The sequence below is a fragment of the Daejeonella sp. genome, from assembly GCF_036405355.1.
Taxonomy (GTDB): domain Bacteria; phylum Bacteroidota; class Bacteroidia; order Sphingobacteriales; family Sphingobacteriaceae; genus Daejeonella.
Genome location: NZ_DASWXT010000059.1, coordinates 16,764 through 37,126 on the forward strand (window position 1 = coordinate 16,764; position 20,363 = coordinate 37,126).

The window sequence follows — 20,363 nt, forward strand, 5'->3', positions numbered from 1 at the left end:
TTAAAACTATAAATTAAAGTATTTCATGTAGGTATCCAGATCCTTATCTCCGCGACCTGAAAGGCAGATTACTACAGATTCTTTACCTGTAAAAACCATTTTTTCTAAATGAGCGAGAGCATGAGCACTTTCAATCGCCGGAATGATCCCTTCGAGTTCAGCACATAGTCTTCCGGCAATCATTGCCTCTTCATCGGTTGCACTAACATATTCCCCACGGTTTTCCTTGAATAAATGGGCATGCTGCGGACCAATACCCGGATAATCCAGTCCGGCAGAAATTGAATAAGGTTCAACAACCTGCCCGTCTTCTGTTTGCATTAATATCGAACGGCTGCCATGCAATACTCCTTCTTTACCCAATGCAGTTGTTGCAGCAGATTCTCCACTATTTACACCCAGGCCTGCAGCTTCAACTGCAATAAGTCTCACATCCTCATCATCCAGAAAATGGTAGAACATTCCCATTGCATTGCTGCCACCACCTACACAAGCTATTACGATATCCGGATTTTCAGATCCTGTACGCTCCTTAAGCTGAATTTTAGTCTCTTCAGAAATGATGGATTGAAAACGGGAAACCATGTCGGGATAAGGGTGCGGACCAACCACAGATCCAATGATATAATGCGTATCCACAGGGTTATTGATCCAGTCGCGCATCGCTTCATTCGTGGCATCTTTCAGTGTCTTACTTCCGGAAGTCGCGGGAACAACTTTTGCACCCATCATCTTCATTCTGGCAACATTTGGTGCTTGCCGGGCGATATCGACCTCACCCATATAAACCACGCATTCCAGGCCTTTTAAGGCACAAACTGTAGCAGTTGCAACACCATGCTGACCAGCTCCGGTTTCGGCAATAATCCTCTTTTTCCCAAGCCGTTCAGCAAGCAGAATCTGCCCGATCGTATTATTGATCTTATGTGCGCCGGTATGATTTAAATCCTCCCTTTTAAGATAGATCGTAGTTCCATACTTTGCAGATAAACGCTCAGCATGAAATAATGGCGAAGGTCTGCCAACATAATCCCTCAACAGCATTTGGAATTCATCCTGAAAACCAGGTTCATATATGATGTCAAGATATCGCTTGCGAAGCTCTTCTACGTTCGGATAGAGCATTTCGGGTATATATGCTCCGCCAAAGTCGCCGAAATAACCTTCCTTATTTACACCCCATTTTACCGAACTCTTTATAAATTCTCTGTTCATATGCTATAATTATTCCTTTCAGGATATTTCATTTGCCCTGATTAATTGAAAGGCAGATTTTAAACTTTCTATATTCTTTAAACCAGGCTCTGTTTCAAACCTGCTATTCAGATCCAGGGCATAGATTTTATTTGTTGCTAAATTAAATAAGTCGTCAATATTATCAGGACTTAAACCTCCGCTTAGAAAAAATTGCTTTTCGCCGTCATACTGATCTAAAATAGTCCAGTCGAATGCAATACCTGAGCCGCCATGTTCTGAAGTTTTGGTGTCAAATAAAAAGTAATCTACTACATCATTATATGGTTCGAGTGTCGAAAAGTCAAAGCCGGGATAAATTCCAAAAGCCTTGATCAATTCGATATGCTTGTCTGGCAGACTTTCCTTAAGTTTTCTTCTCAAAATTTCGCAATACTCAGGCGACTCTGCTCCATGAAGCTGTATCGCACTTAAACCGAAATCGACTACCTTTTTAATAATATCCTCCTCGCGTTCATCCACAAAAACCCCGGTCAAACCAATTGAAGAAGGCAATGAAGCAAGTATATTTTTATCCGGATCTGCTACATAACGTTTCGATAGAGGATAAAAAATCAAACCCATATAATCAGGTTTTAACTCTGCAAGGCTAAGTATATTTTGCGGATCCCTCATTCCGCAAACCTTAATTTTCATGACAACAAACGATTAAAACTCCTTAATGCCATACCGCTGTTCAAAGATTCCTCTGCCTCATAAAAACAATCTGCGAATGACTTTTCTGGTTTTATTGTGCGGATTGCTACCGCAGCATTACAAAGAACCACATTGTTTTGCTCTGTACTGCCATCCCCATCAAGCACCGCTTTAAAAATTTCGGCTGATTCCTGAACAGTGCTTCCACCACCTATTTTGGATGGATCAATTCTTTCAAAACCCATATCGGAAATTGAATGAATATGTTCTCCGGCGGCAGAAAAGGTCTTGAAATCGCAGGTTAATGAAATTTCATCATATCCCTCCAATGCATGTACGATAGTATAGCCGGTTTTAGATTTCTGATAGAGATAGGCATACAAACGGGCAAGTTCCAGACTAAATACACCAACCATCTGATATTTTGGCCGTGCAGGATTTACCAAAGGCCCAAGCATATTAAAAAAGGTTTTCACACCAAGTTCTTTACGAATAGGCGCAACTGTTTTCATTGCTGCATGAAAAAGCGGAGCATGTAAAAAACAAATTCCTGCATCATCCAGACTCTTTTTCAGATGATCAATATCATTTCTGAATTTATAGCCCAAATATTCCATTACATTGGAAGAGCCGCAACCAGAAGAAACTCCATAATTTCCATGCTTAGACACCTTATATCCGGCACCTGCCACCACAAAAGAAGCCAGGGTGGAAATATTAAACGTGTCCTTGCCATCACCTCCTGTACCGCAAAGATCAATAAGCTCATAATCACTCAGATCTGTTTTGAGGCATAGTTCAAGCATCCCATCACGAAAACCTTCAAGTTCTTCAACAGTAATGCTGCGCATACAATAGGCAGCCATGAATGCTGCCATTTGAGACGCATTATATTTGCCTAATGTAATGTTTGTGAGTATTTCCTTCGACTCTTCACGGCTGAAGGTTTTGTGTTCAAATAGGTGATTGAGTATTTTCTTCATAGATATATCAGGTATTCGTATTCATTTCAGGCATTCAATTTTACTATTCTTATTTTAATTTTTTGCAAATCCAATCGAATTTCACAAAAAAAAGGGTTGCCTTATGGCAACCCTTAGTTAAATAATTCTTTTATATAGAAAATTACATACCTCCAGCGATTGCCAAATGTTCTTCCATTTGCCACCACCAGATCGTATATATTGTATTCTTGTTCATCTTCATAACAAAGATGAATAAACTTTTCCTTAGCACCAAAACTTTAAAGTATTTTTAACGATATGAAAGCAACAAGGAGATCAAGAAGATTATTGCAAACTAAAATCTATCTTGGCAGAGCAGTTCTTATTTTAATGGGAGTCGGACTTGCATCATTCGGATTAAAGGGTTTTCTGCTTCCTAATCATTTTATCGACGGCGGAATAACAGGCATTTCACTTTTAACCTATCAGCTAACTGGTATCCCGGTTTCTATTTGGATCATCGTTTTTAATGCTCCATTTATATTAATGGGTGCAAAACAGATTAGTAAAAGCTTTGCCATAAAGACCACGATTGCGATACTTACTTTAGCTGCAGTCATCTATTTTATCGATTTTCCGGTCATTACAGATGATAAATTATTGATTTCCATATTTGGAGGCTTCTTTCTAGGTTCCGGGATCGGACTCGCTATAAGAGGAGGATGCGTTATTGATGGCACAGAGATCCTTGCCGTTTATATCAACCGGAAAAGTATTCTGAGCATGGGCGATATCATTTTGCTAATTAACGTTCTTATCTTCATTGTTGCAGCATTCATTCTGAATATTGAAACAGCTCTATACTCCATTCTGACCTACCTTTCTGCATCCAAAACTGTTGATTTTATCATCCAGGGAATTGAAGAATACACCGGCGTAACCATAATTTCATCTAAAAGCGCTCAGATACGGGAGGCGATAACCAAAAAACTAGGTCGTGGTGTAACGATATATAAAGGTGAGAGAGGTCTCGAAAATTCTCAGTTCAAAAATAAAGATATTGACATCATCTTCACGGTAGTAACAAGGCTTGAAGTCTCTAAGTTAAAGGAGGAAGTTGAACTGATCGATCACAAAGCCTTTATTGTAATGAGCACCATCAGTGATACTAAAGGGGGTATTATCAAACCAAGGCCACTGCATTAATCTCAGTCTTTTATATTTAAGCTTTTTCAAATTTGTATTTGACAAGTCTCGCAACTAATTCCAATGGTAATGGCTTGTCATAAGGAAATTGTAATGTATCCTTTGTCCCCTTCCCTTTATAAATTTCCATTTCATCCCTGAATTCTTCCATCCCATACATTGGATATAGCCCGATATGATTTTTATAAGCTGCGAACCATACCGAAACAGAATTAAGTTTAAATGCAGGCATTCCATAACTGAAGGTTTCTTCGGCAAAAGGGACTGCCTTTTTAATTGTTGTACGGATTTGTTCTAAAAGAACTTGTTTATCCTTTGGAAATCTTGAGATGTATTGATCAATACTTATGGGCTTATCCATTTCAAAAGCTGTGATAAGTAAAAATAGTAAAACCTAATCTATCTGCTTGAATTAATCCATTCGCTAATGATATCAAAGAGTTCTGACCTGGAATCCTCTATGTCCTTCATACTCTTAAAGGTAATCACCGCACGATCATTTTCCTTCCAGGATAGCAATTTACTGGCACTTGCTATCAATCTGTTTTTTGGTTGTTCCTGCTTCTTCGCTCCTCTGTGAAAGATCAACTGAATCTGTGATGCAGGGGGCTGGATTCTCATTGTTATCCTGTCTTCGTTCTCATAAGAATAGTTAGGGCCATTCCATTTAATATTTTCGGTTAATTTAATGTCTTCGGATAAAATAATATTTCGAAGCAGTTCAATTTCATTTCTAAATGGGTGCTTTTGCTGATCTAAAAAGTCACTTACCTCATGGTTTAGATTGCCTGATGATTTGGTCATTCACTTAAATATTATGAATTCATTTTTTTTAATTCGACTTCCAGCTTATCGAAGTTCTCTTCATTTTTATCGACCACAAAGGGCTTTAATTTTCCACATTCTTCCGGGGAGTTAAACAACATTTTAAAAATAACTTTCGTCTGATCATCAGAGAGTTCCTCAAATAATGCAACAACCTGAAAGTGCGGTTGTGAATAGCGTTTCCAGGCAATGATCGAAGGTTTTTCTATTTTTATAAACTCACATTCATTCGGGTAATTTCCTTTCTCCGGACCGTGCATTATAAAACTCCATTTCCCGCCAACCCGAAAGTCAAATTCATTGAATGTATTTGTAAAGCCCGCCGGTCCCCACCAGTTTTTCAAATGCTCTGGTTCAGACCATGCACGAAAAACAAGCTCTCTTGAAAAATTGAAAATTCTTGTACTTACAATTTCGCAATCGGGTGTTGTTTTAATGATTTCTGTTGTCATCGTTTGAAATTAATTACAGTGGCATGAATTAACAATAAATCCTAATCAAGGTCTCTGATGTTATACTCTATGCTGCTGAGTTTGAAAATACCGTAGGATAAATCCCTATCGGGATAACTGTAAATGGTTTCTGCATTTCCTGATAATTTGTATCCATTTATCTCCTGGTAATCCTTTAGAGGAGTTGCCCAAGGTAATTGCTTCCCGGCATCAGCCGAATAGCGATCCTCAGAAATAAAGTTTATCAGTTCACCTTTCTCATTAAAATACAGCCATGCCGAAACTGAGATATTGTTATTTGTAAAGGATGCTCTAACCCTGTTATTTTCGATTTCTAGCCACTTTATTCGTTTGTCTATGAGTGTAGCTGGCGCCATGCAGCACATATCATTGAAAAATGTAACTGTTTCTGACAAATCCATTTCTACTCCATCCTGGTATTGTACTCTAAATAAGGATAAAAGTCTGATGTCCATAAATGCATCCCCATTCTTGAAGCTGTGATAACCAGCAACCGGCAATCCTTTCATTTCTGCTTTCATGAAGAACAGCCGCGAAGTAGTTTCCATAAAGTTATACTGCTCTGAAGTAAAAGGCATCCATTCAGATTGTTCGTCTTTTCTGATTTTCCCAACAAATTCTATTTTGAAATTTTTCACTTTAGGTTTACCAATGGAACCTGTATAACGAAGATACCTTTTCACCGGATCGGGTAAGTCTTGTATATCGCTTTCAGTCAGTTTTGAATTTTGAGAATAATCGGTCTTTTTTAGGGCGGTTTTTACATCCTTTTGATAGTGATTGAAATAATTCCAGGTGCTGAAACCAATAATGGATGCAATCAGAATAATCACATTAACAATAGTTCCAAACTTTGCATCCTGCCAGAAGAAAACGATCAGAATTTGAGAGCTCAAAGAAGCAATAAATCCGAATACCCACCAATACTGATAATTTAAAGCAAATAAAATCGCTGCAATTGCACAAAATACAAACACAATCAGCCAGATCAGTCCAAACTGCTTCGAAACAGGCAGTGCTATTTGTTTTACATCTGATAGTCCAAATGCTTTTAAAAAACCTAACAAATGGATTAATCCGTGTATGCTAGTAATTAGAAAAAATGCTAATCTCATGCATTTACTGTTTTTATACTTCTGTTTGTGTCTCGTGCTTTATTTTACTCAAAATAAATTTTTACATATTTCTTTTTTAATCGTTGTCCTAGCCAATTATTGATTTTCTTTTTATCAGCCTCTTGAATCCTTGATTCGGATGACAAAATTACGATTGGAGTCATCCGTGGTGTTTTAAGTGTATCATTAAAATTTAATGATTCAGAATATATACAGCCTTTTATTTGTGGAAATATAGTTTTAATCTCAGTCAATATAGTAAGGCCAAATTTTTGTCGACTCATGATGCTGTCTATCTCAGAATTCTTCTTATTTAATGAAGTATTAAGATTGACAACTTGCTCCTTAAATTTAAATAATTCAGAATCCTTATCGCCCATGTTGCTAAAAGTTAATCCTTGTTCTATTGTAATAGCAGCATTTTCAAGATTAAAGTCTTTCGATTTCTTAATGATCGCATTTTTCTGATTTATCGAAAGAATTGAGCCTCCATAAATTAAGGTAATCTTATCTGATTTTGCGTCAATATCGTATTTCAGGAGGTAGTTCCCATCGTAAAGCGAAACATTTGAAACATATTGATTTGCTTTCTGTAAAAAATCTTCCTGCATTACCAGCTTATAACCAAAAAATATACTTGGCAAAAGAACAACTGCAATTACCACTGTGATCAAACTATTAATTTTCTTCTTTTTACCCTCGTCAACTATAGTTCTTATCGGAAACTTTAATAATTGTGAAATCCAAACAGATGCTAATGCAATAAATATGGTGTTAATAGTAAACAGATAAATAGCTCCAAAGAAAAAATCAAATTGCCCTGTTGCTAAGCCGTATCCGGCTGTACATAAGGGTGGCATAAGAGCTGTGGCAATCGCCACACCAGGTATAACATTTCCTTTCTGTTTGCTACTAATTGCAACTATGCCGGCTAAACCACCAAATAAAGCAATCAAAACATCATAAATCGTCGGACTTGTTCTGGCTAATAGTTCAGAATGGGCAGTAGAAACCGGGCTTAATGCAAAATAGGTTGTGGAAGCTACTAGACTTGCCAATATTGCGAACGAAAAGTTCCTTATAGATTTTTTGAATAGTTCAAAGTCATAGGTTGCAATACTATAGCCCATTCCATTGATGGGTCCCATTAAGGGAGATATAAGCATCGCCCCTATTATTACGGCCGTTGAGTTCATATTCAAACCCACTGAAGCCACAATAATTGCAAAAATTAAAATCCAAAGATTGGTGCCTTTGAAAACAACCCCCCTTTTAATTTCATCATATACAGAATCATGATCTTCCAGTTCAGATTCTAAACTAAAAAAGTGCAATAGCTTTCTAATAAAATATGGAATTTTCATGCTAGTTAGTTTTGAAGGATCACTAGATAAGGGATTGAGGTATGTCCTAAACCCATACCCTATAGACTAATATACCCATTTTTCAAAACCAATTATTCAAATAATTTCGACTACAAAATACATTTCCAAAAATCCGGGAGGAATTCGGATTAGAACTACAAATACTTATTATTTATCGTTTAAAAAAAATATAGTCAGTAACCAAAGGCTCAAGCCCTTGTCGTTTAAATTCTGTTGCAATCTGTCCCCTATGATAGGTTGAATGATTTATAATATGAAACAACATATCCTGAATACTATTGCTAAATAGCTGTCCTTTACTGTTTGAATAGTTGATAATTAATTTCAAATCATAGTCGTTAAGTATTTGTAAAGTATGTTCATAGTTTTTATTCTCAATTCCTTTTAAATCCTGAACAGGGTGAAGTTCCCAAACCCCGAAAACTGCTTGCTTTGGATCAATTCTATTGTTCCAAATCTGATGGGCATTTATAATGTGGTTATACAATTTTTCAGCTTTTTCAGAAATCTTGTCAGGATTGTCAATAAAAACCTCTATCAATTTTTGATTAAAATGATGACTATATTCAGTTAGTTCTTTAAAAAACTGTTTCATTTACAAAGATCATTTGGTTCGATTATTCATGATGTTAATGCCCTTGCAACCTGTCGAGTTTGATTAATAATTTCAATCCGGCGGTGAATTACTCTTTCATCGACATGATATAGCTAACCATAACTCTTGCCTCTTCCAATGAAAGTTTAGGGTGAGGGCTCATTACCGGGTAGCCCCAGCTTCTGCTTCCACCCAATATTACTTTCTGAGCAAGCATATCAATATAAACTTTTTTTACTGGATATCTTTTGGCTATATCAATAAAAGCCGGGCCCACCGATCTTTCCTGAATTTTATGACAGGTATAACAATCTGAATAAGCGATCATTACTTTACCTTTCTCAGCAATTTCGGTCGGGATACTATCGTTAAGGCCTGGTATTGCTCTGATATAATCAATCGATTTTCTTACGGGTTTTTACTCCGGTTTATTGTTACAGCAAAGAAGAAAGCATGATGTAAATAATATGCAAATGATAAAAAGCATGTTTTTCTTTCTAAACATATTAGCGGGTCATTCCGAAGTTTGTCGTATCAAGTATTCGCCTCAAACCCAAACCTTATTGCAGCCTCAAGTATATCAATATTTATATCTTTTAGGGTTTTGAACTTAATACAATAGCCTGTCACGCTCGCTTTTCCTATTGTATTTCCGTAATTTTCTGGCAAATACTTTTTGTCTGCAATACCCATAATATAAACTGAAATTCCAGTGGTGTTGGTGCTGATACCAATCTGATAAAATTCTTTGGTCTTTCCGTCAGAATATTTTATTGTTTGAAGACCATATCCTATCTGAGGATTGGAAACAACTTTTCCTTTCTCGTCTTTACCGTCTAAAAACCATTGTCTGCAGTTTGGCGAAACATGAAGTATGAGCTGGTTCAATGTTTCTATTTCAGAACGTTTTGGTTCAGCCTGGCTGGCAATATACTTTTCGATGTGTTCTTGTATATTCATACATCTTTAAGACCTGTTCTATTTCCTGTTATTTAGTTTTACCCTTGAATGTAGCATATATTGCCATTGCGTGGCCGTGCCCCAATCCAAAGTCATCTTTAAGCCAATTTGTAATTTCTGTAGCTTTCACAGTTTTTACAAGTTGTCCATTTTGCAAATATCCTTTTTCTTCTCCAAGTTGTTTGAAGTCGTCCGGTGTCTTTCCGGTCTTGATTTTAATGTTTTCTATATACGCTTGAAATGACATAAGTATATTATTCTAGTTGTTCAGTAATGAATCATTACAATGATCTTTAACGGTTCTGGTATTGCCGAAGGCGGGGATTTTAGCACAAAAATTCAATCGAAGAACGAATCTTGAACTTTGCACAAATGCCCAATTGAAACCATTCAGCACCGCTTTTGGCAATACCTTGTTAGCTGTTCTTCGTTTATTTTATTGAGTGAAAAGCAACTCGGTTTCCTTCAGTGTCAATAAAATGTGCCATAAAGCCATTTTCACCAATAGAAGTTTTGGGCTGTATAATTTTTCCACCTGCCTGTTCTACTTTGCTTAATGGCAGACTCAGATCATCTCCATCATTTAAGTATACAACTGTTCCTTTGTCCGATGGTTCAAATCCTTCGCCTTGTGCAAGTCCTCCACCAACGCCACCATTCATCATATCTGCGGGTAACATTCCGTACTTACCATTTGGAAAAGGCATTTCCATAACTTCTGCCCCTAAAATGGTTTCATAAAATTTTTTGCTCTGTCAAAATCTATTACCGGGATTTCGAACCAATTAATTGCATTTTTCATTTTGAATTTATTTTAAAGTTTTATTTTTTCGATACTTTTGCTTTTGGATTAAATTTTAGACAAAGGTCTAACCAATAATTCAATTTTTGTTTTGTCTTAAAGCCATTTTCCATAACGAAGACATAGCCTTTCATTGCCTTTCCTGTAAATTCCATAGGAATACAATCATTATCTTCCAGAGCCATTTCATAAGCTTCTTCGCCAATACGGCAAAGGAGTAAATCTTCGTTACTTTTTTTATCAATATGTGTTCCGCAACACATTTTATTGTCTACCATTATGCACACGCCACTAAACATTTTCTTTTCTAAAAAATCAATTTTCTTTTCCAAAAGAATCTCTCTTATTCGGTTTAATGAGTTTTCGTTGTAAGCCATTTTTTTTAGTAGTGTTGTGTTTTACAATAACAGCTAACTTATAGATTGAGGAATGTCTCAGCCCCGTATCCGCTTATAAACGAATATAACCGTTTACAAGCCCAAAGAGCAAAATAATTTTCAATACAAAATATCAGAAACCAAAATCCCGGGAGGGCATGGCATGGTGTTTTGAAGCATGAATGAAGTGCAGAAAATCCCTATTTCCCCTGCCTTCCCCCACTCAAAAACAAGGTCGCAACAAATGAAAGCAGAAATAACATCCCGACAAACTGATGCAGAATTGCATAGATTAAAGGAATCTGTCCGCTTGTATTGATTACCGTAAGAATCCCCAATAGGATCTGAAAAAGTAATAAAACTACAGGCAGAAAGCGGATTTTGCGAAACAGGCTGATTACCGGAAGATCTTTGGTCTTCACCGTCCAGATAATGACCGGTATACAGATGAGATAAGCAAGTGCGCGGTGGATGAAATGTACGGTAATCAGGTTATGGCTGATATCGTCCCAAAAGCCTCCCTGTGTGAGCATCCCCTCGGGTATCCACTGCCCGTTCATATCCGGCCAGGTAACCGCAGCAAAAGCAGCATGCAAACCTGCCATGAAGGCACCGTAGATCAGCTGCAGGGTAATCAAAACCAGCAGCCAGATGTTTAGCTTTTTCAAATAAGGAACATGTAAAACCTGATCTGAAGGAATGCTGACTTTCATCGCGAACCAAAGTGTATAGGCTAATAAGGCAAGAGCCGAAATAAAATGCACGGCAAGACGAATATGGCTAACGTACAGATTCTCGTCATTTAGTCCGCTTTTAACCATGATCCAGCCGATAGCACCCTGTAATCCACCCAAAAGGAATAAGATGATCATCGGCTTGACCATATCCCGCCGGATCTTCTTCTTAATCAGGAAATAAATGAAAGGAAATATGAATACCAAACCCATTAACCTCGCCCAATCACGGTGGAACCATTCCCAGAAATAGATCATTTTAAAATCTTCCAGACTGAAATGACTGTTCAGATGTTTAAACTGGGCAATTTCCTTGTATTTATCAAAGGCTGCCTGCCAGGCTTGCTCATTCATTGGAGGGAAAGCACCTAAAATCGGCTGCCATTCAGTAATGGATAATCCTGAACCGGTGAGACGGGTAAGCCCCCCTATCAAAACCTGCACCATGATCATTCCAACCCCAATGTATAACCAGATGGCTACTGCACGATTATTCTTAAATGAGCTGTTCTCCATTTAAATATTGAATTAATATATGTCTGATCCGCCAGGCTTAAAGCTGCGAACTACAAAATTTAAAACGAGGCCTTCTCGAATACTCAGATATTCGGGTCTTGCTTTGAAAACCACTTCTTATCGGCATAGAATGTCCCAAAGGGGATTAATGATGCCAGAAAACCCAGACTCAGTTTCCAGAATGACCATTTGTAAAGGTAAGTCACCTGAAGCAGCAATAAAACATAAATAATAAAAAGCACACCATGCACCATCCCCACAACATAATTAGGTCCTGGCATATCATACCGGTACTTGAGGATCATCGTCAGACCAATTAACAGAAAAGAACAACCTTCTACAAAAGCAATGAAACGGAAACGATCCAGTGGAGTGTTTAACATGTATCTTTTATTTTATTAAATAATGCGTTAAAATTAGAAATTATCCTGCTCAGAAAAATCACTGGAAAGTAAAGCCTGAAATATTATTTCGGTGTTCATGATTATTATGCAAAACGATAAATAACAATATGAAAAGAAAGTTATTAGCCAAAGTGTCCGGTTAAAATTAAACTTCTAGTCAAATGTGCCAGCTATAAATTAACGTGGAACTGCTATTAACCTTTTGAAAAGCATGCCCCCTGTTTTATTAAAATTATAGCTATTCAAAATGAGGTTCCAGCTTTAACCAGACAACAGTGATATTTAACCCTCTCCTGTTCCATTTATTTATCAGGTTATCAGCGTTTTATGTAACATTTTCAGTCAGGATAGTTGATTCCCTGTGATAAATTATTTTGCTCCCAAAGGAAACTTATTAAAAATTGCTTAAATCCATATTTGCAAGACATTGACAATCAATACATTATTATACATAATCCAGATTAATCCTGTTTTTTATTTAAACTCTTTCAATCAGAAATTTCCCGGCAAGGAAATGTGTGATATTAATCATTTATCAATTCCCGATTTCCATGCTTAAATTTGTATAACCAATTATTAAAAACAATATTTCAACCATTTACCATGAAAAATCCGGGCCAACTAAACATCAAAGGATTACTAGGATGTTCAACACTAGTATTGATTGCCATACTTTCCCTGAATATTTTTTCTTCAGCAGCGGCGTATGGTCAAAGTGATACAAGCAGCTTTACACAATACAAAGGAATAATTGCGGACAGTAAAAGCAAAAAGGAACTTGCTTTTGCGACCTTATCAGTGCTGGGGACAAACATTGCGGGAGTTAGCAATAGCGAAGGTGAGTTTTCTTTAAAAGTACCAAAGCAAAACTCTAATGCAGATTTAATGATCTCCTTTCTGGGATATAAAAACAGGGTGATCAGTCTGAAAGAGCTGAAACCTGAAAACAATCAGATCCTTCTTGAATCCTTTAATATCGCTCTCGGCGAAGTTGTGGTCTCGACAAACGATGCTGAAAAACTATTCAATCAGGTTATAAGCAGGATAGAGCAGAACTACAGCAACGATCATAGCCTGATGACCGGGTTTTACCGGGAGACGATCAGAAAGCGCCGGAATTATTTATCACTCTCAGAATCGGTTGTTGAAATTCAAAAGCAGCCCTACATGAGTAATGTTGATGATTTTATCGAACTTTTTAAAGGACGTAAAAACACAGACTACACCAAATTAGATACCCTTACTTTCAAATTGCAGGGAGGTCCATATACGACAGTGTTTCTTGATATCATGAAATATCCGGGCTTGATTTTTACTGATGATGCTTTGAAAATTTATGACTTCTCTCTGGAAAGTAATACACAAATTGACGACAGAAAAGTGTATGTGCTGGCATTCAAACAAAAACCCGCAATTACAGCACCAATGTATTACGGTAAATTATTTATCGATACCGAGAGTATGGCTATAATCAGCGCTGCATTTAATCTGAATGTTGAGGACAAAAAAGCAGCAGGATTACTGTTTACCCAAAAGAAACCTGCCGGAGCTGAAGTATACCCCACCGAAGCAAGTTACCAGATAAATTATCGCGAACAAAATGGGAAATGGATCTTTGCCTATTCCCGTGGTGATATTACTTTTCTGGTCGACTGGGATAAAAAACTATTCAATACAACCTATGAAACATCAGTTGAAATGGCTGTGACCGATTGGAGAAAGAAAACTAACGATCCTCAAAAGGTAACTCAGAAATTAAGGCAGAACGTAATTATGATGGATAAGGTCTCAAACTTTGCCGATCCTGAATTCTGGGGAGAATATAATATCATTGAACCTGAAAAATCAATCGAAACAGCGATAAAGAAAATTCAGAGGAAGATGTAATTAATTCATCCCTAATGAATTGCTAAATCAAGTTTATTGACCTTTAGCCATAAATTCCAGAATAAAATCATACATCTGATTTTTCTTTGAAATCATTTGAATGATCATTCCCTTATGCCTTTTTCTTTTTATATATTTCATCCCAATCGGCTTGTTTGCCCTGAGAAGTTCATCATAGAAGCGCTTTGATTGCAATTTTATCGCAGGATAGGTGCGGTCTCCAACAAAAATCATAAATGGCTTAAATACATTTTGGAGATAGTACATTGGCGAAGCTATTTTCCATGTTTCCTGATCCCTTGTAAAAGCATTCAGAAACTCTTCTGTCCGTTCATCGGGCTCGGCTATTGTCAAATATTCATACATATCGAGTCCGAAACCATCATTCAGGATTACCCCGCTGATTGGATTAGGAATCCCTGCACTTTCAAAAAATCTGGGATCAGTATTGATTAATGCCGCCAGATGTCCACCAGCTGAATGCCCCATAACAAAGATTCTGTCCGCACGCCCACCATACCTTGCGATACTATCCCTAACCCATTTTATTGCCATTGCACAATCTGAAGCCATCTTTTCATATTGAGATTCAGGGCTCAGGCTATAATTAATAATTACTGAAACCACATTCTTCCGGGCCATGTTCTTACCCAGCCACCAATAAATCTCCTTTTTCCCGCTATTCCATGAACCTCCATGAATAAATACCAATACATCTTTTGCCTCATCTGTATTTTCAGGGTAATAAACATCCAGGAGATTTCGGACATCTGTTGAATTTTCACGGTAAGGAATATCCTTTTGGGTTAAAACTTTCGCTGAAAGCTCAAAAAATGAAGACAGTAACAGAATGAAGAGGAAGTACTTCGCTTTCATTTAATAAGAGGATCCTTTTCTTTAGTGAAGTGATTATAGACTAATCCGTCTAACCAGGCAGGCAATACCTTATTAAGAAATACCGTAAGTTTCCCCTGAGCGGTCATGATCAATGAACGTTTACGTTGCTCAATTCCTCTCACAATGATCTGAGCAACCTCCTCCGAACTCATCATTTTATCCTCATCCATACTAGTTTCTCCCTGAGCTGTACCATCCTTAACCAATGCTACTTTGCGGATATTGGAAGAAGTGAAGCCGGGAGATGCGATCATTACATGTAATCCGGTTTTCAAATTTTCGACACGTAATGCCTCCAGAAAGCCATTCAAGGCAAATTTAGATGCAGAATATCCGGTTCTGCCGGGTAATCCGCGATAACCTGCTATTGAAGAAACCCCCACGACCGAACCCTGATGTTTCAGCAGTTCAGGGATTGCATATTTAGTGCAATAAACAGCACCCCAAAAATTGACATCCATCAGGTCTCGTAAAACCTGCAGATCAAGATCTTTGAACAATGCCCTCATTGAGATCCCTGCATTATTAACCAGAACATCGATACGATTAAAAGTAGAAATTGCCTGATTGATCAGAATCTGACAGTCTGATTCTTTCGAAACATCACACTGAACAGCCACTGCTTTGATTCCGTACTTTTCCTCCAGTTCCTGTGCTATATCACATAAAGTAACATATTGACGTGCTCCCAAAACAAGGTTTGAACCTTTCTTAGCAAACTCTTCGGCACATGACCTTCCGATTCCTGAGGAAGCACCGGTAATTATTACTGTTTTATTTTTGAGGTTCATTTTTTTATCAGATTTATCTCGCTAAAGAGTTTTCGTAAGGGACCCGGGTAGCAATAGATCTTCCCAGAGTGATTTCATCTACATATTCGAGCTCACCCCCAAATGCGATACCGCGTGCTATAGTACTGATCGAAACACCCGCATCTTTAAGTTTTTTATACAGGTAAAAGATGGTCGTATCACCTTCCATTGTAGCACTTAAAGCCAGGATCACCTCTTTTATTCCGCCTGCCTGAACACGCTTAACAAGGCTTTCGATGTTCAGATCCGAGGGACCAATACCATCCATAGGAGAAATTAATCCGCCCATCACATGATATCCGCCCTGATACTGACCGGTATTTTCTATTGCCATTACATCACGGGTGTCTTCAACAACACAAATCAGCGATTTATCGCGTTTTACAGAACTGCAGATCTGGCAAAGCTCATGATCAGAAATATTATGACATTCATTGCAATACCTGATATCCCTTTTTAGAATCAAAAGTGAATTGCTGAACTTTTCAACCTCAGCCTGAGGCTGATTCAGCAAGTGCAATACTAAACGCAGGGCCGTTTTCTGTCCTATGCCCGGTAAACTTGAAAATTCATTGACTGCGTTTTCCAGCAGCTTGGAAGAAAAATTCATTCTGCAAATTTATAGTTAAACTTAGTCTTTTTTGCATGGGTTTATACAAAAATACTGCTTCACAGAGACTGTCATTGCGAGGAGGCACGACGAAGCAATCTCATAATAGCAATGAGGAGATTGCTTCGCTACGCTCGCAATGACAAAACGATACACTCGCAATGACAAGACGGGCAGGCACAACGAAGCATTCCTACTGTCATTGCGAGGCAGCACAACGAAGCAATCCCAAAACGTTTAGTAGTACCAGTCGAAGAATATTCAGAACTTAATTATTAATTTGCGCAGATTATCAATTATATAAATCTTATGGCGCCGGGAGTTTTACTTAGTTTTCTGATTGGATATTTTTTGATGCTATTAGGTATCTCCTACTTTACATCCAAAAAATCTTCAGACAATTCAACCTTTTTTACCGCTAACCGGAATTCAAAATGGTACCTGGTAGCTTTTGGAATGATCGGTACTGCATTATCTGGGGTAACTTTTATCTCAGTCCCGGGTGAAGTTGGCAATCCCGCAGGAAATGAATTTAAATATTTCCAGTTCGTTTTAGGTAATGCAATAGGCTTCATCATCATCGCTACAGTCCTGCTCCCACTCTATTACCGGATGAAACTGACCTCGATCTATACCTATATTGAGGAGCGTTTAGGCACATACAGCTATAAAACTGCTGCCAGTATTTTCCTTTTGAGCCGTACAATCGGTTCATCTTTCCGTTTATATCTGGTTGTAATCGTATTACAGCGCTTTATTTTCGATTCTTACGGCGTACCCTTCTGGGCCACTGTACTTATATCACTCGCATTAATCTGGTCCTATACTTTTAAAGGCGGTTTAAAAACGATTATTATTACCGATACACTTCAAACCTTATTTCTGGTTTCATCGGTCGTGCTGACTATATATTTTATATGCGATAGCCTGGGACTGAATCTGGTACAGGCATTTGATACCATTAAGAATAGCGGTTATTCGAAAGTATTCTTCTACGAAGATTTCATGACCAGTAAGTTCCATGTCAGCAAACAATTGCTGGGAGGTATTTTTGTCACCATAGCCATGGTAGGTCTTGATCAGGACATGATGCAGAAGAATCTGAGCTGCAATAATATCAGGGAAGCACAGAAAAACATGTTCACATTCACCACTGTGTTTGTGATTGTTAATATATTCTTTCTGAGTGTAGGTGCACTACTTTATATTTATGCGAGTAAAAATGGCATTGAGCTACCACTTGACAATGTTACAGGTAAACCAAGAACCGATTTTCTATTCCCGGAAATTGCTTTTAACCATTTAACGATGATACCGGCAGTAGTGTTTATGCTCGGATTAACAGCTGCTACTTTTGCAACTACCGACTCGGCATTAACTGCCCTGACCACTTCTTTTTGCGTGGATTTCCTCGGATTCTCAAAAAGGGAAGATTTGAATTCTACTGCTGCAATCCGAACCAGACACGCTGTTCATATTGGTCTTTCCCTGTTGATGTTCACGGTAATCATATTGTTCAACATTGTTAATAATGCGGCAGTAGTAAGTGCCATATTCACTGTAGCGTCCTATACCTATGGGCCATTGCTGGGACTTTATGGCTTCGGTTTATTTATGAAAAACAGAGGAGTAAAAGACAAACTGGTGCCTTTCATTTGTTTATTATCCCCGGCGATTTGCTTTCTTCTGAATGCAAATTCAAAAACTTTAATGGGTGGCTATATTTTTGATAATGAACTGATCGTTGTAAACGGCCTTATTACCTTCATTGGTTTATTATTAATCAGCAAACCTGCTACCAGTAAAACACAGTTTTAATCCATCCGAATCCAATTATGAGTAATGACGATAAAATAAGGCACGCATTCGAAAATAAAAACTGGCAGGAAATTAAGGTTACTGATTCCTGGCAGATCTTTAAAATCATGGCCGAGTTTGTAGACGGTTTTGAAAAACTTGCCAAAATCGGACCCTGTGTTTCTATTTTCGGATCTGCAAGAACATCGCAGGAAAATAAATATTTTAAACTGGCTGAAGACTGTGCCAGGATGCTGACTGAACGCGGCTACGGAGTGATTTCAGGCGGTGGCCCAGGTATCATGGAAGCCGCAAATAAAGGCGCCTTTGAAGCCGGAGGTAAATCTGTCGGTTTAAATATTGACCTGCCTTTCGAACAGTTTCATAATAAATACATCGACCGCGATAAAAACCTTGACTTTGATTATTTCTTCGTTCGTAAAGTGATGTTCATGAAATATTCCCAGGGGTTCATTGTTCTTCCGGGTGGATTTGGAACCATGGACGAAATGTTCGAGGCATTAACCCTGATTCAAACCGGCAAAGTAGCGCGTTTTCCTATCGTATTAGTCGGCGTTGATTACTGGTCGGGTTTGATGGACTGGGTAAAAACCCATATGCTGGAACAGGAACACAATATCAACGAAGATGACCTGAATTTATACCGTTTGGTAGATACTGCCGAAGAAGCTACTGAGCATATTTTCAGGTTCTATGAGAAATATGTTTTGAAACCGAATTTCTAAAGATCTGTTGTCTGTTGTCAGTTGTCAATGAAATAGTACTAATTATTAAATGACCTGGTAATGGTTTTTATTCAGACCTGGATAACATTATTTTCATTGAACCAGTATTAAGTCTTGATTCGTGGTTCTTGGTTCTTGAATCAGTTGTCTGTTGTCAGGAGATGATTGCTTCATTTGGAATAGATTTCTCAGAAACTTATAACTTATAACCTATAACTTTCTGCTTTCAGCTTAAATAGATTTCTCCTGTCAAATAAGTAACCGCTTTCCCCGACATCAATACCCTGTTCCCTTTATGCTCACACCATAATTCGCCCCGTCGTGCGGATACCTGAAAAGCATGAAGTTTAAACTTCCCTAACCGATCTGCCCAGTATGGAATCAGATTACAATGCGAAGATCCGGTAACAGGGTCTTCATCGATACCTGCAGAAGGCGCGAAAAATCTGGAAACAAAATCAGAGTTATCTCCGGGCGCTGTTACCACAAAACCCAAAGATTCAATGCGGCTTAATGCTGCAAAATTTGGATTTAATGCTAAAACATCTGCTTCAGTCTCATAAACTATAAAATAATCTCTTGAGCGGAGTATCTCGACTGGCTTTATGCCTCCCAGAGCCTCAACGAGGCCCTCAGGGACCTCACAGCTTTGCGGAGCACGCGATGGGAAGTCGAGCGTATAAAGATCGTCCTTACGTCTTACAGTAAGGGTGCCGGCCTTTAGGGTATGGAAATGAATAGTATCACCCTCAAAATTCAACTGAGTGAATAAAACATGAGCAGTAGCAAGAGTTGCATGACCACAGAGATCAACTTCCGATTCAGGTGTAAACCAGCGTAACTCATAATCCTTACCCTGAGGGATGAAGAATGCGGTTTCCGCAAGATTATTTTCTGCTGCAATTTTCTGCATCTGAGGTGCAGGCAGCCATTCCTTCAGCGGACAGATAGCCGCCGGATTTCCGCCAAACAACTTATCACTGAACGCATCAACCTGGTAAATCGGAATAGTAAGCATCTTAATTTTTGTTTTATTACATAAATGTCCGTAAAAATAGAATTTAATGAACAATATTAAAATTGGTTCGCTTTTGCGACGGAATCACCACATCTATTTGCTAACTCCTATTTTCTATTTCATTATAATGACCCGGAAAGGATCAAATGTTTATAGCACGAAATTAGCACGAAAATGCCAACCCCGAAGGTGGTCGCATGTGACAAGGCTCCACATACGACCACCTTCGGGCAATGTCATTAAGTTAAGGACAAGGCATAAAAAAAGCCATAAAGAAGTTTGCAGTAAGTAGTTTTGAATTATCTAGAAACGAAACACTAACCGCAATCCTTATGGCCGATGTAAAAGTAGCAGTAAAAATTTTATCTGA

The 20,363-nt window shown here is 38.0% G+C and carries 23 protein-coding genes and 1 pseudogene; 4 read left to right on the forward strand and 20 right to left on the reverse strand.

Annotated elements, in window-relative coordinates; translation table 11 throughout:
- Positions 1 to 6: 6 nt before the first annotated feature.
- The 3 genes from trpB to trpD are packed head-to-tail and all read right to left on the reverse strand — an operon-like array spanning position 7 to position 2,873.
- Complete coding sequence (trpB, locus tag VGE44_RS07440) at positions 7 to 1,215, reverse strand: tryptophan synthase subunit beta (protein WP_331077510.1); 1,209 nt, start codon at positions 1,213 to 1,215, stop codon at positions 7 to 9.
- A gap of 18 nt (positions 1,216 to 1,233) precedes the next feature.
- Positions 1,234 to 1,890: a phosphoribosylanthranilate isomerase gene (locus tag VGE44_RS07445; protein WP_331077512.1), complete on the reverse strand. Its 657-nt coding sequence runs from the start codon at positions 1,888 to 1,890 to the stop codon at positions 1,234 to 1,236.
- Positions 1,887 to 2,873 (reverse strand): anthranilate phosphoribosyltransferase, encoded by a 987-nt coding sequence (gene trpD, locus VGE44_RS07450; RefSeq protein WP_331077514.1) that lies wholly within the window; start codon positions 2,871 to 2,873, stop codon positions 1,887 to 1,889. Before trpD ends, VGE44_RS07445 begins: the two co-directional genes overlap by 4 nt.
- 279 nt (positions 2,874 to 3,152) lie before the next feature.
- On the opposite strand from trpD, the gene VGE44_RS07455 reads away from it, so the two are divergent.
- Positions 3,153 to 4,040: a YitT family protein gene (locus VGE44_RS07455; RefSeq protein WP_331077516.1), complete on the forward strand. Its 888-nt coding sequence runs from the start codon at positions 3,153 to 3,155 to the stop codon at positions 4,038 to 4,040.
- A 16-nt stretch (positions 4,041 to 4,056) separates the two neighbouring features.
- Here the strand turns inward: VGE44_RS07455 and VGE44_RS07460 are convergent, their stop codons facing one another.
- The 13 genes and pseudogenes from VGE44_RS07460 to VGE44_RS07520 form a co-directional block, all read right to left on the reverse strand.
- A complete protein-coding gene (locus tag VGE44_RS07460) occupies positions 4,057 to 4,401 on the reverse strand; it encodes a DUF1801 domain-containing protein (protein ID WP_331077518.1) in 345 nt (114 codons plus the stop codon).
- 38 nt (positions 4,402 to 4,439) lie between these two features.
- A complete protein-coding gene (locus VGE44_RS07465; RefSeq protein WP_331077520.1) occupies positions 4,440 to 4,844 on the reverse strand; it encodes a DUF1801 domain-containing protein in 405 nt (134 codons plus the stop codon).
- 11 nt (positions 4,845 to 4,855) lie between these two features.
- On the reverse strand, positions 4,856 to 5,317 hold the full coding sequence (locus VGE44_RS07470; protein ID WP_331077522.1) for an SRPBCC family protein: 462 nt from the start codon (positions 5,315 to 5,317) through the stop codon (positions 4,856 to 4,858).
- A gap of 41 nt (positions 5,318 to 5,358) precedes the next feature.
- Positions 5,359 to 6,453, reverse strand: coding sequence for a DUF6544 family protein (locus tag VGE44_RS07475; protein WP_331077524.1), 1,095 nt, complete (start codon positions 6,451 to 6,453; stop codon positions 5,359 to 5,361).
- 44 nt (positions 6,454 to 6,497) lie between these two features.
- A complete protein-coding gene (locus VGE44_RS07480; protein ID WP_331077526.1) occupies positions 6,498 to 7,817 on the reverse strand; it encodes a DUF389 domain-containing protein in 1,320 nt (439 codons plus the stop codon).
- Between the two features lie 172 nt (positions 7,818 to 7,989).
- Positions 7,990 to 8,433: a DinB family protein gene (locus VGE44_RS07485; RefSeq protein WP_331077528.1), complete on the reverse strand. Its 444-nt coding sequence runs from the start codon at positions 8,431 to 8,433 to the stop codon at positions 7,990 to 7,992.
- Positions 8,434 to 8,521: 88 nt separating this feature from the next.
- A complete protein-coding gene (locus tag VGE44_RS07490; protein WP_331077554.1) occupies positions 8,522 to 8,833 on the reverse strand; it encodes a c-type cytochrome in 312 nt (103 codons plus the stop codon).
- 134 nt (positions 8,834 to 8,967) lie between these two features.
- Complete coding sequence (locus VGE44_RS07495; RefSeq protein WP_331077530.1) at positions 8,968 to 9,393, reverse strand: hypothetical protein; 426 nt, start codon at positions 9,391 to 9,393, stop codon at positions 8,968 to 8,970.
- 28 nt (positions 9,394 to 9,421) lie between these two features.
- Positions 9,422 to 9,640, reverse strand: a complete 219-nt coding sequence (locus tag VGE44_RS07500; protein WP_331077532.1) for a DUF4287 domain-containing protein — start codon at positions 9,638 to 9,640, stop codon at positions 9,422 to 9,424.
- A 184-nt stretch (positions 9,641 to 9,824) separates the two neighbouring features.
- Positions 9,825 to 10,133: pseudogene (locus VGE44_RS07505) on the reverse strand (hypothetical protein); the annotation flags it as partial.
- An 82-nt stretch (positions 10,134 to 10,215) separates the two neighbouring features.
- Positions 10,216 to 10,572 (reverse strand): TfoX/Sxy family protein, encoded by a 357-nt coding sequence (locus VGE44_RS07510; protein WP_331077534.1) that lies wholly within the window; start codon positions 10,570 to 10,572, stop codon positions 10,216 to 10,218.
- Between the two features lie 200 nt (positions 10,573 to 10,772).
- On the reverse strand, positions 10,773 to 11,822 hold the full coding sequence (locus VGE44_RS07515) for a COX15/CtaA family protein (protein ID WP_331077536.1): 1,050 nt from the start codon (positions 11,820 to 11,822) through the stop codon (positions 10,773 to 10,775).
- A gap of 83 nt (positions 11,823 to 11,905) precedes the next feature.
- The gene (locus VGE44_RS07520) at positions 11,906 to 12,205 is read right to left on the reverse strand and encodes a DUF3817 domain-containing protein (protein WP_331077538.1); all 300 of its coding nucleotides are present in this window, start codon (positions 12,203 to 12,205) and stop codon (positions 11,906 to 11,908) included.
- Positions 12,206 to 12,829: 624 nt separating this feature from the next.
- On the opposite strand from VGE44_RS07520, the gene VGE44_RS07525 reads away from it, so the two are divergent.
- Positions 12,830 to 14,113, forward strand: coding sequence for a carboxypeptidase-like regulatory domain-containing protein (locus tag VGE44_RS07525; RefSeq protein ID WP_331077540.1), 1,284 nt, complete (start codon positions 12,830 to 12,832; stop codon positions 14,111 to 14,113).
- 33 nt (positions 14,114 to 14,146) lie between these two features.
- Here VGE44_RS07525 and VGE44_RS07530 read toward each other — a convergent pair whose 3' ends face one another.
- From VGE44_RS07530 to recR, 3 genes are read right to left on the reverse strand one after another with little or no spacing between them, the layout of a single operon-like run.
- Positions 14,147 to 14,989: an alpha/beta hydrolase gene (locus VGE44_RS07530; RefSeq protein ID WP_331077542.1), complete on the reverse strand. Its 843-nt coding sequence runs from the start codon at positions 14,987 to 14,989 to the stop codon at positions 14,147 to 14,149.
- Positions 14,986 to 15,801, reverse strand: a complete 816-nt coding sequence (locus VGE44_RS07535) for an SDR family oxidoreductase (RefSeq protein ID WP_331077545.1) — start codon at positions 15,799 to 15,801, stop codon at positions 14,986 to 14,988. The genes VGE44_RS07530 and VGE44_RS07535 overlap by 4 nt, the downstream gene beginning before the upstream one ends.
- Before the next feature lie 13 nt (positions 15,802 to 15,814).
- Positions 15,815 to 16,432: a recombination mediator RecR gene (recR, locus tag VGE44_RS07540; protein WP_324485641.1), complete on the reverse strand. Its 618-nt coding sequence runs from the start codon at positions 16,430 to 16,432 to the stop codon at positions 15,815 to 15,817.
- Between the two features lie 309 nt (positions 16,433 to 16,741).
- On the opposite strand from recR, the gene VGE44_RS07545 reads away from it, so the two are divergent.
- Entirely contained in the window at positions 16,742 to 18,250 is a 1,509-nt protein-coding gene (locus VGE44_RS07545; protein WP_331077548.1) for a sodium:solute symporter, read from the forward strand.
- A gap of 17 nt (positions 18,251 to 18,267) precedes the next feature.
- Positions 18,268 to 18,975 carry a TIGR00730 family Rossman fold protein gene (locus VGE44_RS07550; protein ID WP_331077550.1) on the forward strand — a complete coding sequence of 236 codons (708 nt, stop codon included), beginning with the start codon at positions 18,268 to 18,270 and terminating at the stop codon, positions 18,973 to 18,975.
- Between the two features lie 226 nt (positions 18,976 to 19,201).
- Here VGE44_RS07550 and VGE44_RS07555 read toward each other — a convergent pair whose 3' ends face one another.
- The gene (locus tag VGE44_RS07555) at positions 19,202 to 19,993 is read right to left on the reverse strand and encodes a PhzF family phenazine biosynthesis protein (RefSeq protein ID WP_331077552.1); all 792 of its coding nucleotides are present in this window, start codon (positions 19,991 to 19,993) and stop codon (positions 19,202 to 19,204) included.
- Between the last annotated feature and the right edge of the window lie 370 nt (positions 19,994 to 20,363).

Coding starts and splice junctions, on each gene's coding strand:
- VGE44_RS07465 (WP_331077520.1), bottom strand. CDS start 4,844: ATGACCAAATCATCAGGCAATCTAAACCATGAGGTAAGTGACTTTTTA.
- VGE44_RS07495 (WP_331077530.1), bottom strand. CDS start 9,393: ATGAATATACAAGAACACATCGAAAAGTATATTGCCAGCCAGGCTGAA.
- recR (WP_324485641.1), bottom strand. CDS start 16,432: ATGAATTTTTCTTCCAAGCTGCTGGAAAACGCAGTCAATGAATTTTCA.
- VGE44_RS07470 (WP_331077522.1), bottom strand. CDS start 5,317: ATGACAACAGAAATCATTAAAACAACACCCGATTGCGAAATTGTAAGT.
- trpD (WP_331077514.1), bottom strand. CDS start 2,873: ATGAAGAAAATACTCAATCACCTATTTGAACACAAAACCTTCAGCCGT.
- VGE44_RS07555 (WP_331077552.1), bottom strand. CDS start 19,993: ATGCTTACTATTCCGATTTACCAGGTTGATGCGTTCAGTGATAAGTTG.
- VGE44_RS07530 (WP_331077542.1), bottom strand. CDS start 14,989: ATGAAAGCGAAGTACTTCCTCTTCATTCTGTTACTGTCTTCATTTTTT.
- VGE44_RS07485 (WP_331077528.1), bottom strand. CDS start 8,433: ATGAAACAGTTTTTTAAAGAACTAACTGAATATAGTCATCATTTTAAT.
- VGE44_RS07535 (WP_331077545.1), bottom strand. CDS start 15,801: ATGAACCTCAAAAATAAAACAGTAATAATTACCGGTGCTTCCTCAGGA.
- VGE44_RS07455 (WP_331077516.1), top strand. CDS start 3,153: ATGAAAGCAACAAGGAGATCAAGAAGATTATTGCAAACTAAAATCTAT.
- VGE44_RS07515 (WP_331077536.1), bottom strand. CDS start 11,822: ATGGAGAACAGCTCATTTAAGAATAATCGTGCAGTAGCCATCTGGTTA.
- VGE44_RS07550 (WP_331077550.1), top strand. CDS start 18,268: ATGAGTAATGACGATAAAATAAGGCACGCATTCGAAAATAAAAACTGG.
- VGE44_RS07510 (WP_331077534.1), bottom strand. CDS start 10,572: ATGGCTTACAACGAAAACTCATTAAACCGAATAAGAGAGATTCTTTTG.
- VGE44_RS07520 (WP_331077538.1), bottom strand. CDS start 12,205: ATGTTAAACACTCCACTGGATCGTTTCCGTTTCATTGCTTTTGTAGAA.
- VGE44_RS07525 (WP_331077540.1), top strand. CDS start 12,830: ATGAAAAATCCGGGCCAACTAAACATCAAAGGATTACTAGGATGTTCA.
- trpB (WP_331077510.1), bottom strand. CDS start 1,215: ATGAACAGAGAATTTATAAAGAGTTCGGTAAAATGGGGTGTAAATAAG.
- VGE44_RS07500 (WP_331077532.1), bottom strand. CDS start 9,640: ATGTCATTTCAAGCGTATATAGAAAACATTAAAATCAAGACCGGAAAG.
- VGE44_RS07475 (WP_331077524.1), bottom strand. CDS start 6,453: ATGAGATTAGCATTTTTTCTAATTACTAGCATACACGGATTAATCCAT.
- VGE44_RS07445 (WP_331077512.1), bottom strand. CDS start 1,890: ATGAAAATTAAGGTTTGCGGAATGAGGGATCCGCAAAATATACTTAGC.
- VGE44_RS07460 (WP_331077518.1), bottom strand. CDS start 4,401: ATGGATAAGCCCATAAGTATTGATCAATACATCTCAAGATTTCCAAAG.
- VGE44_RS07545 (WP_331077548.1), top strand. CDS start 16,742: ATGGCGCCGGGAGTTTTACTTAGTTTTCTGATTGGATATTTTTTGATG.
- VGE44_RS07480 (WP_331077526.1), bottom strand. CDS start 7,817: ATGAAAATTCCATATTTTATTAGAAAGCTATTGCACTTTTTTAGTTTA.